The organism is Shinella sp. WSC3-e (assembly GCF_945994535.1).
Lineage (GTDB): Bacteria > Pseudomonadota > Alphaproteobacteria > Rhizobiales > Rhizobiaceae > Shinella > Shinella yambaruensis.
The window spans coordinates 4,690,236-4,706,195 of sequence record NZ_OZ000530.1; the positions used below are offsets into that span (position 1 = coordinate 4,690,236).

Sequence of the window (15,960 nt, forward strand, 5' to 3'; positions counted from 1 at the left end):
CCAAGTTTTCGAAGTTGTGAACGAAAGGTTTGTGCCGGAACCGGTCAGGTAAGGTTTTGTTAAGCCGGAATGACGCAAGGTCGTGCCAACTTGAGCGCGCCCGATGATGGGCGTTCCGGTCGCACCCGACCCGATGGCATGAGGCCGTTCACCACGCTTTTGTTGGACAGCATTCAACTATCGGGGCGGCTTATGCCGCCCCCTTTTTTGCCCGAACGCGGTTTAGCCGTCCTTGCGGTCCAGCGACCGCGAGACGAGGAAGACGGGAATGAGCCCGACGGCGACGATGATGACGGCCGGCACGCCGGCATCCTCCACCTTCGCCCGCGAGGCGTCCTCGTAGACCAGTGTCGCCAGCGTGTTGAAGTTGAACGGGCGCAGCATGATCGTCGCTGAAAGTTCCTTCATGCTTTCGATGAAGATCAGCAGCGCCGCCGTCAGCGTCGCCGGCCGCATCATGGGCAGGAGCACGCTCCAGAGCGTCTGGCTGCTGGTGCGCCCGAGCGTGCGCGCGGCCATGTCGAGATGGGGCGAGAGCTTGTGGAAGCCGGCATCGATCGTGCCTTCCGCCATGGTGAGGAAGCGCACCGTGCAGGCATAGATGATGGCAAAGCCGGTGCCAGAGAGCAGCAGCCCGGTCGAGATGCCGAACTGCGCCCGCAGGAAGGCATCGACCGCATTGTCGAAATTGGCGAGCGGGATGAGCACGCCCATGGCCAGCACCGTGCCCGGCACGCCATAGCCGAAGGACGCGAAGCGGCCGGCGGCGGCATTCAGCCGCGAGCGCGTGGTGCGCGCGGCATAGGCGAGCAGGAAGGCGAGCAGCACCGCGACGAGCGCGGTCGAGCCCGAGACGAGGACACTGTTCCAGAGCGCGGAGAGAAGCCGCGTGGAGGCGAACTGCTCCAGCCGGCGCGCGGCATAACCGCCGAGCACGAAGACGGGAATGGCAAAACCGATGACTGGCGGCAGAAGGCAGGCAAGCGTTGCGGCCCATTTCTTCCAGCCTGAAAGCTTGAGGCGCACGGAATCGTGCACGGCCGCCGTCGTCTTCTGGCTGGAAAACCGCTGCCGGCGGCGTGCGGCGCGCTCCACCATCATCAGGCAGATGACGAAGACCAGCATGATGCAGGCGATCTGCGCCGCGCCGGCAAGGCTGCCGCGGTTGAGCCAGGTGTCGAAGATCGAGAAGGTGAGGGTCTGCACGCCGAGATATTCCACCGCGCCGATATCGTTCAGTGTCTCCATGGCGACCAGCGTCAGCCCCAACATGATCGCCGGCCGCGCCATGGGGATCTGGATCCTGGCGAAGACCTTGAGCGGGCCCGCGCCGAGCGTGCGCGCCACGTCGGCCGCCGCCCGGCCCTGCATCAGGAACATCGAGCGGGCGGAGAGGTAGATGTAGGGATAGAGCACGCTGGACAGGACCAGCATCGCCCCACCCGTGGTGCGCACTTCCGGAAACCAGTAGTCGCGGCTCGTCTGGAAGCCGAAGAGCGCGCGATAGGCGGTCTGTACCGGGCCGGTGAAGGAGAAGAACTCCGCAAAGGCATAGGCGCCGAGATAGGCGGGAATGGCGAGCGGCAGCACCAGCAGGCCGGAGAGCAGACGGCGCCCGGGGAACTCGCAGCTCGCCACAAGCCAGGCCGTGACGACGCCGACGATCGCCGTGATCGTGCCGACGCCGGCAAGCAGGATCAGCGTGCGCAGCGTCGCGCGCGGAATGACATTGCTGATGAGATGCGGCCAGTTGTCGGTGCCGCCCGTCAAGGCGATGACGACGATGGCGATGGCCGGTATCAGCACGATGACGGCCGCGAGCACGGCGGAGGCCGACAGGAGCGGATGGCGCCGCATGCCCGTCCTGCGGCCGAGCATCTGTGCCGGTAGACTTTCGGAAGATACCTGCAAGGCGTTCACCTCGGGAAAAGGGGTCCTTCGGCAGGCAGGCGTCCGAGCGGTTTCCCTCATCCCGCTTCACGCGGGAACCTCGCCGGGGAGGTGCGGGAGCCGGATGAGGGGTCGTCGATGCGCCTTGCCCTCGTCCTCCCGCTCTAATCCAATCGGCTCAATCTGCCAACACGCGCGGCGAGGGAAAGATCACTTCGACCAGCGTGCCCTCGTTCGGCGTGGAGCTGATGGCGAAGTTCGCCCGGTTGGCATCGACCATCGCCTTGGTCAGCGGCAGGCCGAGGCCGGTGCCGTCGCCGCGCTTGCGCGCGCCTGTCGTCACCTGCCGGAAGGGCTTCATCGCCTGTTCCAGTTCGCTGCGCGTCATGCCGACGCCGGTGTCGCGGATGCGCAGCACGACGCTGCCGTTCGCCTCATAGGCCGTCGACACGACGATCTGCCCGCCCGACGGGGTGAAGCGGATGGCGTTCGACAGGATGTTGAGCGCGATCTGCTTGATCGAGCGCAGGTCGGCGACGATCTGCGGCACATTGGCCGAAAGCGAGGTGCGGATGATGACGCGCTGGGCGTTCGCCTGCGGCTGCACCAGCGAGACCGCCTCGGCGAGCGTCTCGTTGAGGCCGACGGCGGTGAATTCCAGCTCCATCTCGCCCGCCTCGATCTTCGAAATGTCGAGCAGGTCGTTGACGATGTCGAGCACATGGCGGCCGGAGCGGCCGATGTCGTTGGCATATTCGATATAGCGCGGATGGCCGATCGGTCCGAAGCGCTCCGTCGCCATCATGTCGGAAAAGCCGATGATGGCATTAAGCGGCGTGCGGATCTCGTGGCTGACGCGGGCGAGGAAGTCGCTCTTGTGGGCATTGGCCGTCTCGGCGGCCCGCTTGGCGTTGCGCAGCTCCTCTTCCGTGCGTTTCCACTGGGTGATGTCGCGAATGACCGCGCAATAGCCGGCGGAGGAGGAGAGGCGGCCCATGGTCATGAAGAGCGGGATGAAGCCGCCGGCCGCCTCGCGGCCGATGACCTCGCGCCCGTCGTTGAGCACGCTGGCGACGCCGTGGCCGGCAAGCCCGGCGAGATAGTCGAGCACCGCCTTCTGGCTTTCATGGGCAAAGAGCATGGCGAAGGGCCGGCCGCGCGTCTCGTCCTCGTCATAGTTGAAGAGGGCGCTGGCCGAGCGGTTCATCGAGCGGATGTCGCCGTCCTGCCCGACGACGACGACGCCGTCGGTCGCCGTTTCGAGGATCGAGCGCAATTCGCTGACCTCGATGCGCAGCGCCGCGGCCGCGGCCTGGTCGGCATTGCGATCCTCGGCTTCCGCCACTGGAGCCGGCGCGGTCTCGACCAGCGAAAGCGCGGACTTCGTGTGCAGCGGCGTCAGCGCCAGCATCAGCGCCGTGCCGTCCTCCCAGCGGATCGACTGGAGGCGGGCGTGCACGGCGCTCGTGCTCTCGCCGTCGGCATGGCGCAGGGTCATGGTGCCGTCGCCGTCTTCCGCGTCCTCGTCGGGGCCGGCCAGGAGGATGTCGAGCCCGCCCGAGGCTTCGAGGTCCTCAAGGCCGCCATAACCCGTCAGGCGGAAGAATTCCGGATTGGCGTGGATGAGCCGGTCGCCGACATGAACGAGCAGCGCGACGGGCAGCACGTCGACCACCGCGGCGGTAAGACCATAGTCCATCTGCCGGCGCGGCGGCGCGATGGCCGTGCGCCCTTCGGCATGCGCCTCGTTCAGGAGGTCGTCGGCATGCGGGCCGATTTCGAGGCCGGGCACTTCCGCATGGGTTTCGTCGGCGGTCTGCGCGATGGCGGTTGCCTCGGCGCTCTCCGGAATTTCCGGGCGGGCGTCACCGGTCGTCTCGTCCGTTTGTTCGCCGCCAGCCGCCGTTTCCACAGGCTCGGCCGACGGACGGTCCTCCGGCTTGCGCTTGCCGAAGGTCTCGCCAAGCTGGCGGGCGATCTCGCGGAAGGCGGCCTGCTCGCCGGTCGAAAGGCCGTCGAAGAGACCGCCGCGATTGCGTCGGGTCTCGAGCTGCACGATCTTGTCGGATTGCCGGCGGGCCGGGGTCTCGACGAGGCGCAGCGCCGGGCGCTCGCCGCGGAAGGCATCCTCTTCGTCCTCGGCGGGCGTGGCCTGCATGTCCTCGCCATCTTCCACAGAGGCTTCCGTTGCCGCCTCCGTTTCGACGGTGTCCTGCGCTACCGGGGTCGTTCCCTCTATGTGATCGGCCTCGTCCGGCATGACGGAGACGTCGTCTGCCGTGTCCGTGGCGTCCGCGACAGGTTGCGTCGTCGCCTCGGTGGTGTCGTCCAGCTCCCCGGCCGCGCTCTCCAGGAGCGTGCCGGCTTCCTCGGCGAAGACTTCCTCCATCTCGGCCGCCTGGTCATCCGCGGCGCTGGCAAGCATCAGGCCGCGGGCGTGCGGATCCGGGGCTGCATCGGCGATGCGCACGATGCCGAAGCCGCGGAAGCCATCGAATTCCCGGTTGCGCGAATAGGTCGGCAGGGCCGCGAGGTCGACGGGCACGACGAGGTTGGTGCCCTCGGCCGGCCACAGAATCGTCTTGCCGGACCAGGTGTCGCGGCGGCGCAGGAGGTCGCCGATCTTGCCCTCGGGGTCGAGGTCGAAGCGGGTGGCGACGTCGGAGAAGCGCTCGCCGGCAATCGCGGCGGCATGCGGGCCGACGGCGGCGGCGAACTCCTCCGAAATCTCGCTGAACCGGCCCTCCGCATCGATCTTCCAGACGAACCGGATCGGCCGGCCCTGCGGATTGAAGGTAAAGCCGTCCGTGTTGCGATCCGCCCCGTCATTTTCGGCCGCGACCAGAACGGCCTCGGCCCTTTCGGCTTCGGTTCCGACGGTCTCCTCCGTGGCGGCATCCGGCAGGTTCGCGGCCGGTTCGTCCGCTGCCGGCAGGATGTCGGAAGCCGTCTCGACGATCTCTTCGGCGGAAACCGCGGCCTCCATGCCGTCCTCCGGTGCGGCTCCGTCGTCGACCATGGGCTCTGTTTCGATGGCAACGGGCTCGCAGACCGGTTCCACCACGCCGGCGATCCGTTCAGCCTGCTCCTGCGTCTCCTCCACCGCCGGCGCGGGGCGCTCGGCGTCCAGGACGGTTTCGGCCGGCGTCTCGGCAACGGGTTCCGCCGCGGTTTCATCCGGGTCGAGATGGCCCAGGATCGTTTCGACGGCGAAGAGCAGGTGGAGCGGCGGGTCGGCGGCGATGCGGCCGATGGCGGCGGGCAGATGGCCGCGGCCGGTGGCGATCGGGCGCTTGACGAGGCGCTCGGTGCTGCGCCCGGCGGCCTCGACGAGGGCGCGGCGCGTCTCCGGGCTGATGGAAAGGCCTTCGAAACCGTCCGAGGCGGCGATGATTGTGCCCGAGCCGTCGAGCACGGCCATGTGCGTGTCCGGATCGTCGAAGCCGGTCAGCATGGCGGCGGCGGCCTCCTGCGGGCTCTGCCGGCCGGCGCCGACCGGCGCGCTGAACAGGATCGCCTCGTCGCCGGGGCGGATGGTGACGTCCTCGACGGCGGCCGTCACCGGCATGCTGCGAAAGCCGCTGCCGACGCGCATGAGAAAGCTGCGGCGATCGCCCGGCGCCTGCACCTGGCGGGCGGTTGCCGCCAGCTGGCGGAAGGCGACGTCGGCGCGGTCCGGCCCGGCATCGAGGAAATCGTAGATATTGTCATGGCCGAAGAGGGCCGCGCCGCGGCCGTTCGACCAGAGCACGCGCGCCATGTCCCTGGAAAACAGCACGACCGCCTCGCCCCTGGCGAAGGGCAGGCGCACCCGTTCATGGACGGCGACGTCGATAAAGGGATACTGCTTTGCGGACATGTTCAGGCCTGTCTCAATCCGGCGTCCCGGCTTTCCATTAACACTTTATTAATAGCGGCGCACCGGCGGAGGGTCCAGCGCCCGGCCCGCAAAGCCCCGGGCTTTCGGGCAGAAGGGTTAACGGCCTCATGATTTATTGTGCGATGCACAATTTTGTTGCAATGCGAAATAAGATCGCCTATATAGAGGCCATCCAAGAACACGGCGCCTCTAGAGAGGGCCAAACCAAGGAGCGCAGACAATGGCTACCAAGAAGACGGACGACGTATTCTCCATCGCATCCATCGACCCGAGCAAGTTCTCCGAGAGCTTCCGCGAATTCGCCGAAAAGGGCGCCGCGCAGACCAAGGAGGCCTATGCCAAGATGAAGGAAGCTGCCGAAGACGCCACCAAGACCGTCGAAGCGACGCTTGAAAGCGCGCAGGCCGGCTCCGTCGAACTCGGCCTCAAGGCCATCGAAGCGCTCCGCACCAATGCCGAGAACTCGCTTTCGCACATGGAAGCCCTGCTCGGCGTGAAGTCCGTTTCCGAACTCTTCGAACTGCAGACCGCCTTCCTGCGCAAGCAGGCCGAAGTTGCCGTCGAGCAGGCCAAGACCCTGCAGGAAACCTCCAAGAAGGTTGCCGAGAAGGTCGCCGCTCCCGGCAAGTCGGCCGCCGAGAAGGCCATGAAGTCCTTCAAGACCGTCTGAGCACCGTCTGGTGCGGGGCTGGACCCCATGATAAAATGGCCGGGCAATCGCTCGGCCATTTTCATTTGAGCGCTTGCAAAAAACGCTTGAAAAATGGTGCGGCTCCCCTTATGTGACGCACCAAGCGCGCAGGACGCGCCGTGTGCGGTTGTAGCTCAGTTGGTTAGAGCGCAGGTTTGTGGCACCTGAGGTCAGTGGTTCAACTCCACTCAACCGTACCACTTCTTCTCCCCTGAAATCCGGATGGTTGCAGCTTTCCCGCGGGACGGCGCCGTTTTGGCGATGCCTTGCCCATGCCCTCTTGACTTGTGTAGAAAATAGGTAGATCGGTCTACATAGTTATTGGAGGGCGCAATGGGTGAACGGGTGCCTGCGCGGGAGCGCCTGCTGAAGGCGGCGGCCGAGCTGTTTTACCGGGATGGGGTCGGGGCGACGGGGATCGATACGATCACCGCGCATGCGGGCGTCGCCAAGATGAGCCTTTACAACAACTTCTCCTCCAAGTCCGATCTCGTGAACGCCTACCTGGAGGCGCGCCTTGCGGAATGGCATGCGCTCTACGGCGAGCGGCTGGCCAAGGCCGCGACGCCGCGCGAGCGGCTGCTGGCGGTCTTCGATTCCTATGTCGACCATGCCGAACGCGCCTATGGCTGGGGGTTTCGCGGCTGCGGCCTGCTGAATGCCGCCGCCGAGCTTCCCGTCGGCGATGCAGGCCGGGCGACGGTGGCCCTGCAGAAGGAAGAGGTCGAGCAGCTCTTCAGGGCCTGCCTGCGCGAAATGAAGCCCGATGGCGGCGCTGCGATCGACGCGATGGCGGAACACCTGTCCTTCGTGCTGGAGGGCGCCATGGCCCGCGCCGGCCTCGACGGGCATGACGGTCGGCTGAAGGCGGCCCGCAGGATCGCCGTCTCGATCATGGACCAGCTATGAGCGCCAGCGATCTTGCGGCACTGCCTTCCGTCCGTGCGAACCGGCTCTGGTCGCTCGGCGTCCTCGTCCTTCTCGAGGCGGCACTGGTCGTGTGCTGGAGTGCCGGCTTCATCGGCGTGCGCTTTGCCAGCGACCATGCGCCGATCTTCCTCATCCTCTTCTGGCGAAGCCTCGTGTCCGGGCTGGTGCTGCTGCCCTTCGCGCTTGCCCTGGGGCCGAGGATGCGCGGCAGGGACGTCGCCCTCCAGATGCTGCTTGGCGCGCTGGCCATGGCCGGCTATCTCTCCGGCTTCGCGCTGGCGATCGGTCTCGGTGTGCCCACCGGTCTCGTCGCGCTCATCACCGACATGCTGCCGCTTGCCGTCGCCTTCCTGTCCTGGCCCATTCTCGGCCAGGCTCTGACAGGGCGCCAATGGATCGGTTCGTTCATCGGCCTTGCCGGCGTGCTCATCGCCTCCGGCTGGTCGCTGGAGATCGGCCACGTGCCGCTCTGGGCCTATGGCCTTCCCGTTCTCGGCACCCTGTCCCTGGCGCTGGCGACGCTCTTGCAGAAACGCAGCCCGGTCAATGCCATGCCGGTCTATCAGAGCCTCTGCATCCAGTGCCTGTCGGCAGCCGCGATCTTCGCCGTGCCGGCCTGGCACGAGGGCGGCGTGCTTCCGGTTCTCGACCGGGGCTTCATCGGCGGCATCCTCTGGCTCGTCTTCGTCGCGACGTTCGGTGCCTGGAGCCTCTACTATCTCGCGCTGCGCAAATCCTCGCCCGCCCGGGTGACCGCCGTCCTCTATCTCAGCCCGCCGGTGACCATGGTCTGGGCCTGGCTGATGTTCGGCGAGCCCCTGTCCTGGGCCATGGCCGGGGGGCTCGCCGTGTCCCTCGCCGGCATCCTCATCGTGGCGAAATCGCAGGCGCCCGCCCACCGCTGACGCGGCGTAAACCCTTCCTTTACCACGCTTTTGACGCCATTCCCGTTTTGGCACTCCATTAGGAAACCGTTGACCAATGGATCCCTAATGTCCTCCCGTTCCTGTATGGGACCGGTCCGCATGACGCGCTGCCGCGATGCAAATGGGGTTCTTCAAATGCACATGACGTGCGTCAAATGGCTGGCGGTTCCCGCCGGCATGTTCGGGCTGTTCCTTCTCTGGCTGCCGATCAGCCTTCAGGCCCAGCTTATCTTGAGTTTTGCCGTGCTCGGCGTGATGTTCCTGGCGATGACCCGCCCGAAGAGCGCCACATTCCGGCTCGTCACCTTCGTTTTTGCCGGCATCCTCGCCATGCGCTACGCCTTCTGGCGTACCACCGAGACGCTGCCGAGCATCTATGAACCGCTGAACTTCATTCCCGGCCTGGTCCTCTATCTCGCGGAAATGTACTGCCTCGCCATGCTGGCGATCAGCTTCTTCATGCTGGCCGATCCGGTAAAGCGCGAAAGCCCGGAGACGGGCGATGCGGCGAGCCTGCCGACCGTCGACGTCTTCATCCCGTCCTACAACGAGGAGCCGGAGCTGCTTGCCGGCACGCTCGCCGCGGCGAAGTCGATGCTCTATCCGAAGGACAAGCTGAACGTCTATCTGCTCGACGACGGCGGCACGGAGGCCAAGCGCAACCACAAGGACCCGCGCATCTCGATCGCGGCGATCCGCCGCCACGAGCAGCTGAAGGCGCTCTGCGCCTCGCTCGGCGTGCATTATCATGCCCGCAAGCAGAACGACCACGCCAAGGCCGGCAATCTCAACGAGGGGCTGAAGGTCTCGAAGGGCGAGCTCGTCGTCGTCTTCGACGCCGACCATGCGCCGGTGCGCGAGTTCCTGCGCGAGACGGTCGGTTTCTTCCGGAAGGACAAGAAGCTCTTCCTCGTCCAGACGCCGCACTATTTCCTCAACCCGGATCCGCTGGAAAAGAACCTCCAGACCTTCGCGCGCATGCCCTCGGAAAACGAGATGTTCTATTCGATCCTGCAGCGCGGGCTGGACAAGTGGAACGCCTCCTTCTTCTGCGGCTCGGCGGCGGTGCTGCGCCGCGCGGCGCTTGTCGCGGCGAACGGCTTTTCCGGCCAGTCGATCACCGAGGATTGCGAGACGGCGCTGGCGCTGCATTCCAAGGGCTGGCACAGCCTCTATGTCGACAAGCCTCTGATCGCCGGCCTCCAGCCGGAAACCTTCGTGTCCTTCATCGGCCAGCGCGCCCGCTGGTGCCAGGGCATGCTGCAGATCCTCATCCTCAACCGGCCGTTCCTCGCCAAGGGCCTGACGCTCGCCCAGCGCATCTGCTATGCCGGCATCAACCTGTTCTGGCTGTTCCCGCTGTCGCGGCTCGCCTTCGTCTTCTCGCCGCTGCTCTACATCTTCTTCTCGCTGGAGATCTACCAGGCGAACATCCTGGAATTCGCCTCCTACGCGGTGACCTACCTCATCGGCTCCTTCGCCATGCAGAGCTATCTCTATGGCCGCGTGCGCTGGCCCTGGGTCTCCGAGCTCTATGAATATGTGCAGTCGGTGCTGCTCTTCGGCTCGATCGTCAGCGTCATCCGCAGCCCGAGGAAGCCGACCTTCAACGTCACGGCAAAGGGCCAGACGCTCGACCGCAGCATGCTGTCGCCGCTCGCCCGGCCCTACTTCCTCATCTTCTTCATGTTGCTCGCGGCCGCGCTCTATTCCGGCTACCGCTTCCTGACGGAGCCGGTCGCGACCGAACTCCTGACCATCGTCGCCGGCTGGAACCTCATCAATCTCGGCCTTGCCGGGGCCGCGCTCGGCGTCGTCGCCGAGCGGCGGGAGCTGCGCCGCAACCAGCGCCTGCCCGTCAAGCGCCATGCGCTGATGAAGGCCGAGGGCAAGCTCTCCAACATCATCATCCAGGATGCCTCCTTCGGCGGCGTCTCGGTGGAATTCGTCGAGACGGCACCGGAGATCGACCTTGAAAACCCGCTCGAAGCGTCCATCCAGCTCCGCCGCGCCGGCCAGGTCATCACCTTCGACGTCGTCTATCGTTCCAGCCGCGATGCTGGGGCGGGCGCGGTGCACGGCTTCGCCTACAAGGAGCGCACGCCGGAAACCTTCCTGGCGATCGCCGAACTGATGTATTCCGACCAGGCTGTCCTGCAGGAGCGCATCACCCGCCGCCAGGTGCGCCGCAGCTTCTTCTGGGGTACCTCGCGCTTCGCCCTCTGGAGCATCCGCGAGACGCTTCGCGCGCTCCGCTACTCCGCCGGCCTCATCCGCGAAAGCACCGTCAAATCCTTTGCCGATGCGCCCATCGTCGTGAAGGACAACAATGCCCAGATCTCCGGCCGCGCCACCGAGCTGCCGCCGGTCCTGACAGGAGCCCAGGCCTATGGCTAACCCCACGCTTCTCAAGACCCTGGCGCTCGTCTTCCTCGTTGCCTCGGCCGGCGCCGGCTGGGCCGAGGGGCTGGTGGCCGATGCCGTCAAGCCGCTCCTCGAGGGCACGGCGCTGACCAGCGGCCTCCTGCCGCACCCCGTCGAGTCGAAGAAGATCGCGTCCGAAGGCGCCGCGGCCGAAAACCTCGTGCCCTTCGAGCAGTCGGCGGAGGCCTACACGCTTTCCGGCGAGGACGACGTCGCGACCTTCACCTTCCAGCTTAACGGTCCGCAGGTTGCCGCCGGCGGCACGCTGAACCTTGCCTATGTCAACGCGGTCTCGGTGCTGCCCGACACGGCGAAGGTGGATATCGAGGTCAACGGCCGCGACCTCGGCGGCTTTCCCATCGCCTCGCCGAACGGCGTCAAGACGGAGAAGGTCGCGGTCGCCTTCGAATTCCTGCGGGCCGGCCGCAATGTCGTGCGCCTGCGCGCCCGGCAGCACCATCGCGTCGATTGCTCGCTCGACGCCACCTATGAGCTCTGGACGAAGCTCGATCCGGCGGCAAGCGGCTTTGCCTCGTCCGTTTCCACCGACTTTGCCGATTTCGACAGCCTGCTCGCCGTTCGCCGTACGGCGGAGCAGCGCACGGATATCCGTGTCGTCCTTCCCGCCTTGCCCGATGCCGAGGCGCTGAACGAGGCCGCGCCCGTCCTGCAGGCGCTCGTCCTGTTCCTGAACCGGGATGACGTGACGGTCTCGGTCGCCGACAGGCCGGGCACGGGGCCGGGCATCGATCTCGTCATGGCCATGGACCGAAACGGTTCGGCCACGCTTGCGAAACTCGGCCTCGCCGGCACCCCGCGCGGGCTTTCCGTGCAGGCCGGCGCCTCGGCCGAGCGGGCGCGTGTCGTCATGCGCGCCGCCAATGCCGGCGATATCCGCGCGGCCGTGCTCGCTGCCGTGAAGGGATCGATGGCCGATGGCCTGAAGACCGGCATCTTCGGAACGGGCAGGGACGTGCTCGCCGTCGATGCCGGCGATCGTCGCACGCTGAAGGATGCCGGCTACGAGACCCGCGTCTTCTCCGGTCGCCTGTCGCGCACCGATTTTTCGGTCGAGATGCCGGCGGACTTCTATCCGGCGGAATATGCGACGCTCGACCTTCGCCTTTCCGCCGCCACCTCGCCGGGCCTCGACCAGACGGCGCAGCTTCTCGTGCGCGTCAACGACAGGGTGGTGAAGAGCTATCCCTTCCGCAACCGCACCGGCGAGCAGTTCGACGGCAAGCGGATCGAGCTGCCGCTGCGCGCCTTCCGGCCGGGCGTCAACCGGATCGAACTGCTGGCGGAGCTGCCGATGGCGGCGGACGCCGCCTGCCGCCAGGAAGAGCGCGATGACCGCAAGCCGCGCTTCATCCTGCTCGACACGACCGCCATCGAGGTTCCGGCGCTCGCCCGCGTCGGCCGGCTGCCCGATCTTTCGGCGCTGGCCGGCAAGGCCTATCCCTATGGCGGCGGCAAGGCTTTCGACCTCGTCATCGACCGGGCGGACAGCCAGTCGGTCGGTGCCGGCCTCACGCTTCTGTCCCGCTTGGCGCGCTCCGCCCGCGCGCCGCTGAATGCCAGGATCGCCATCGGCCTGCCCGTGCAGGGCACCGGCCGCGACGCGCTGGTGATCTCCTCGCAGAACGACTTTGCCGAACTCGGCGCCGCGGGCAAATCGGCTTTCCCCGCCGAAGCCGATATCGGCGCTTCCGTCGCCGACCTGCTGAAGCCCGACCCGGTGCTCACCGCCTCGGTTTCCGCCGGCACCGGCGACGAGACCGCCGACCTCCTGCAGGCCTTCCACAATTCGACGGCCGTGCAGCAGGAAGACCTTTCCTTCGGCGTGCGGGCGCAGCTCTGGCTCGCCGCCGCATCGAACGGTTTCGGGCGCTGGCTGAGCTATGAAGGCGAGGATGCCGCGCAGGCCCCCCATGGCGAAGGTGCGCTGGTGACGCTTTCACAGATGCGCTCGCCCGACGGCCTTTCCACCTGGACGGTGGTCAAGGCCGGTTCGCCGCGCGATGTGGATGCCGGCGTGCAGCGGCTCGTGGCACCTGCCGTCTGGCGTGATCTCCAGGGCGGCACGGCAACCATCGAGACGGCGAGCCTTGCGCTTTCCAGCCTGCCGGCGGCGGAGCGCTACATCGCCGACTTCGCCGACCGCAGCCCGGGCAACCTGCGCCGGGTCGCGGCCGCCTGGTTCTCCGACAATTTCCAGATCTACGTGCTGCTCGTTCTCGCCTGCCTCGGCGCCTTCGCCGTCTGGCTCGGTGTGACGGTGCCGAAGAGGGGCGTGAGGTCCGATCGATGAGAGCGCTTTTCCTGTCCGCCCTTCTTGCCGGTTGCACGGCTTTGTCGCCGATCGCGCTCGCGGGCGAGGCCGGTCCCGACGCGGTCGAGATGGCTGCCCTCTATTATTACGCCGAGCAGAAGCAGGCCGCCCGGCTGGAGGCCGAGACGAACCGCCTGCGGCTGAAATATCCGGATTTCGTGGTGCCGGCGGATGTCTATTCGCCCGCTGCGCGGCAGGTGGACGAGAGCGCGCTCTGGGCGCTCTACGAGAAGAACGACTTCACCGGCATCGAGGCCGAGATCGGCAGGCGCCGTTCGGAAAATCCCGAATGGATGCCGAGCGAGGATTTTTCCGGCAAGCTCGCCCGGCGCAAGCAGCGTATCGAGATGATGGCCGCCACCGCCCGCAAGGACTGGATGGGCGTCATCGAGGCGGCGAAGGGTCTCGATCCGTCGACGGAGACGGAGGTCGACCTCGCCTGGATGCTGCTCGATGCCTATGCGGGGACCGGCGCGAAGGATGCGCTGACTTCGGTGTATCGCGGCCTGCTCTTCCGCGAGGGCGACAAGCGTCTGCCGGACCAGCAGATTCTCACGACCTTGCAGAAATCGACGCGGGATTTCCCGGCGGAGGACGTGCGCAAGGCGATGGGCCTGCTGGCGACGTCTCCGCTGCTGCAGGCTGGCCTGGCGCCGGTCGAACTCGATCTGACGCGCAAGGATATCGCGGATTTCAATGCGGACGAAAAGCGCCAGACGCCGATTGCGGAGGGCGAGGTCGGCAAGCTTCGCGCCGCCGCAGAAAAAGGCGAACGTCTCGAGGACCTGTCGCTGCTCGGCTGGTACGACCTGAAGCTCAAGGCGCCGGAAAGTGCCGCGCGCTGGTTCAAGGCGGCGCTTGCCAAGCGCCGGGATGCGGAGAACGCCAAGGGGCTATACCTGTCGCTGGCGGCGGGGAACAGGCAGGAAGAGGCCTATGCGGTCGCGCAAGCCTATCTCGAGGACCTTTCCGCAGACCCGGCCTTCCTGATGAATGCGCTGTCGCTGCGCTTCTCCAAGCCGGACCAGCCGGACGCGGACGGGAAGACCGTCACCGCCTACAGCAACGCGATCCTCGCGACGTCCAATGCCGACCATGCGGAGATCCTCGCCTGGTATGCCTACAATTCACGCCAGTATGAGGCTGCAAGGGCCTGGTTCGCAAAGTCGCTCGACTGGGAAAGCGCGCCGGTGCGCGTCAAGGGGCTCGCACTCAGCCTGCTGCGCCTCGGCCAGAAGAAGGACTATGCGGCGCTGGAGCAGGAATACCGCGACATCTACCCGGAGATCTGGGCCGAGATAAAGGTCGCCACCCCGCCCAAGGGCCGCCGCAGCGTCTCCGTGGAAATGCCCCTCGCTTCCGCCACGGGCGGTGGCAGCGGTTATCTCGCGCATTTCAAGGCGAAGCGCTTCAGCGCCTGCATCAAGGACATCTCCGCGCTGGAAGCGCGCGGCGCGATCTCCGCCGATGCCATGCTGATCAAGGGCTGGTGCCATCTCGAACTGAACCGGCTGGCCGAAGCCCGCAACGCCTTCGAGGCGGCGCTCGGCAACAGCCGCACGCAGGCGGATGCCGCCTATGGCGCGGCGCTCACCCTGCTGCGCGGCCGACTGACAGACGATGCCGAGGCGATGGTCAGCCTCTATCCGCTCGCGGAAAGGCGCGACCGCGAGGTGCGGGCCGAGATTTACTGGCAGCGTGCCCGCTCGGCCTTCGATCACAAGCAGTACCAGCGCGTGCTCGATGCGCTGAACGCGCGCGCCAGCCTCGTCGCCGAGCCGGCCGATCTCAGCCAGCTGCGCGGCTGGGCCTACTACCATCTCGGCAATCGCGGCCAGGCGCAGGCGGTCTTCGCGCGGCTCAACATGCATCTCTACGACCCGGCGGCCGCCCGCGGCCTCGCCGTCTCCACGGCCCCCATCCGATAGGTTCTTCATGCGCTGGCTGCTTCTCACTGCACTTCCGCTCCTTGCCACGGGCTGCACCGCCGTGCACGATCCGTTCCTCGAAACCGGTTCCATCCGGCCGGATGCGCCGCCGATCTCGACGGAGGTCTCGCCGGAATTCGCCGCTGCCTACCTGCCGTCGATCTCCGGGCGCATCGAAAGCGTGCGCCAGACGGTGCGCGGCGATTTCTTCGAACAGGCGATCGTCTATTCCAACGCGACGGCCTCCGCCGGCGAGAACGTGCTGACGGTGCGGGTCGGCACGCCCGCCGAAGGCACCGCCTTCCTGCGCGCGCCGACGCGGCGGGCGATCCTTGCCGAGATGCGGCAGGCCCTGCCGGGCGTCGCCATGAGGATCAACGCAGCTGCCGGCCAGAACACGCATGGCGTCTACGGTTATGCGACGGGGCCGCTCGGCACCTCCGGGAGCTGCCTTTATGCCTGGCAGTTCGCCAAGCGAACGGCGCCGCTCAGCGAAACGGCGATGGGCCGCATCGGGGACGGCAACTATTCCGCGCAGGTGCGCCTGCGCTTCTGCCATCCCTCCATGCCGGAAGAGCGCATCGCCGCGCTGATGGGCGGCATGCGGCTGAAGCCGGTGACGGGCCAGACCTTCGACATGCTGCGTTATGCCGGCGGCAGCGGCGGCCTGCGCAGCCAGTCCGTATCGATGCGCGCCGAGCCCGTGGCGGTGATCGACGATGGCGCAGAGCCGCGCCGTACGCCGAAGCGCCGGGTTGTCGAGGAGAAGCGGGCGGAGGAGCCGGCCGCCATCCGCAATGCCGTGCGCGTGCCGCTCCCGGGCGAAGCCGGCCAGGAGAAGATTAAGATCGCCGTTGCCGAAAAGCCGGCAGAGGAGGCCGGAGAGAAGCGGACGTCGCGGGCCAAAAGCGTGCTGGTGCCGATGCCCGAGACGACCGCGCTGACCGCGGGCGACTGAC

9 protein-coding genes and 1 tRNA gene are annotated in these 15,960 nt (G+C 66.9%); 8 read left to right on the forward strand and 2 right to left on the reverse strand.

The window, feature by feature from the left end; translation table 11 throughout:
- Positions 1-222: 222 nt before the first annotated feature.
- Together AABF56_RS23015 and AABF56_RS23020 are read right to left on the reverse strand one after the other, a co-directional pair.
- Entirely contained in the window at positions 223-1,878 is a 1,656-nt protein-coding gene (locus tag AABF56_RS23015) for an ABC transporter permease (protein ID WP_272807402.1), read from the reverse strand.
- Between the two features lie 190 nt (positions 1,879-2,068).
- The gene (locus AABF56_RS23020) at positions 2,069-5,749 is read right to left on the reverse strand and encodes an ATP-binding protein (protein WP_272804447.1); all 3,681 of its coding nucleotides are present in this window, start codon (positions 5,747-5,749) and stop codon (positions 2,069-2,071) included.
- Positions 5,750-5,990: 241 nt separating this feature from the next.
- On the opposite strand from AABF56_RS23020, the gene AABF56_RS23025 reads away from it, so the two are divergent.
- The 8 genes from AABF56_RS23025 to bcsN all read left to right on the forward strand — a co-directional run bounded on the left by AABF56_RS23025 (position 5,991) and on the right by bcsN (position 15,959).
- Positions 5,991-6,440 (forward strand): phasin, encoded by a 450-nt coding sequence (locus AABF56_RS23025; RefSeq protein WP_272804448.1) that lies wholly within the window; start codon positions 5,991-5,993, stop codon positions 6,438-6,440.
- Between the two features lie 144 nt (positions 6,441-6,584).
- Positions 6,585-6,661: transfer RNA gene (locus AABF56_RS23030), tRNA-His, on the forward strand.
- A 133-nt stretch (positions 6,662-6,794) separates the two neighbouring features.
- Positions 6,795-7,370: a TetR/AcrR family transcriptional regulator gene (locus AABF56_RS23035; RefSeq protein ID WP_272804449.1), complete on the forward strand. Its 576-nt coding sequence runs from the start codon at positions 6,795-6,797 to the stop codon at positions 7,368-7,370.
- Positions 7,367-8,296: a DMT family transporter gene (locus AABF56_RS23040; RefSeq protein WP_272804450.1), complete on the forward strand. Its 930-nt coding sequence runs from the start codon at positions 7,367-7,369 to the stop codon at positions 8,294-8,296. The genes AABF56_RS23035 and AABF56_RS23040 overlap by 4 nt, the downstream gene beginning before the upstream one ends.
- Positions 8,297-8,452: 156 nt before the next feature.
- The gene (bcsA, locus tag AABF56_RS23045; RefSeq protein WP_272804451.1) at positions 8,453-10,714 is read left to right on the forward strand and encodes a UDP-forming cellulose synthase catalytic subunit; all 2,262 of its coding nucleotides are present in this window, start codon (positions 8,453-8,455) and stop codon (positions 10,712-10,714) included.
- The gene (locus AABF56_RS23050) at positions 10,707-13,052 is read left to right on the forward strand and encodes a cellulose biosynthesis cyclic di-GMP-binding regulatory protein BcsB (protein ID WP_272804452.1); all 2,346 of its coding nucleotides are present in this window, start codon (positions 10,707-10,709) and stop codon (positions 13,050-13,052) included. The genes bcsA and AABF56_RS23050 overlap by 8 nt, the downstream gene beginning before the upstream one ends.
- A complete protein-coding gene (locus tag AABF56_RS23055; protein WP_272804453.1) occupies positions 13,049-15,001 on the forward strand; it encodes a hypothetical protein in 1,953 nt (650 codons plus the stop codon). Before AABF56_RS23050 ends, AABF56_RS23055 begins: the two co-directional genes overlap by 4 nt.
- Before the next feature lie 7 nt (positions 15,002-15,008).
- Positions 15,009-15,959: a cellulose biosynthesis protein BcsN gene (bcsN, locus tag AABF56_RS23060; protein WP_272804454.1), complete on the forward strand. Its 951-nt coding sequence runs from the start codon at positions 15,009-15,011 to the stop codon at positions 15,957-15,959.
- Position 15,960 lies beyond the last annotated feature (1 nt).

Bases quoted from the DNA above. Each gene is read 5' to 3' on its own strand.
- AABF56_RS23055 (WP_272804453.1), top strand. From the start codon at position 13,049: ATGAGAGCGCTTTTCCTGTCCGCCCTTCTTGCCGGTTGCACGGCTTTG.
- AABF56_RS23015 (WP_272807402.1), bottom strand. From the start codon at position 1,878: ATGCTCGGCCGCAGGACGGGCATGCGGCGCCATCCGCTCCTGTCGGCC.
- AABF56_RS23050 (WP_272804452.1), top strand. From the start codon at position 10,707: ATGGCTAACCCCACGCTTCTCAAGACCCTGGCGCTCGTCTTCCTCGTT.
- AABF56_RS23035 (WP_272804449.1), top strand. From the start codon at position 6,795: ATGGGTGAACGGGTGCCTGCGCGGGAGCGCCTGCTGAAGGCGGCGGCC.
- AABF56_RS23025 (WP_272804448.1), top strand. From the start codon at position 5,991: ATGGCTACCAAGAAGACGGACGACGTATTCTCCATCGCATCCATCGAC.
- bcsN (WP_272804454.1), top strand. From the start codon at position 15,009: ATGCGCTGGCTGCTTCTCACTGCACTTCCGCTCCTTGCCACGGGCTGC.
- bcsA (WP_272804451.1), top strand. From the start codon at position 8,453: ATGCACATGACGTGCGTCAAATGGCTGGCGGTTCCCGCCGGCATGTTC.
- AABF56_RS23040 (WP_272804450.1), top strand. From the start codon at position 7,367: ATGAGCGCCAGCGATCTTGCGGCACTGCCTTCCGTCCGTGCGAACCGG.
- AABF56_RS23020 (WP_272804447.1), bottom strand. From the start codon at position 5,749: ATGTCCGCAAAGCAGTATCCCTTTATCGACGTCGCCGTCCATGAACGG.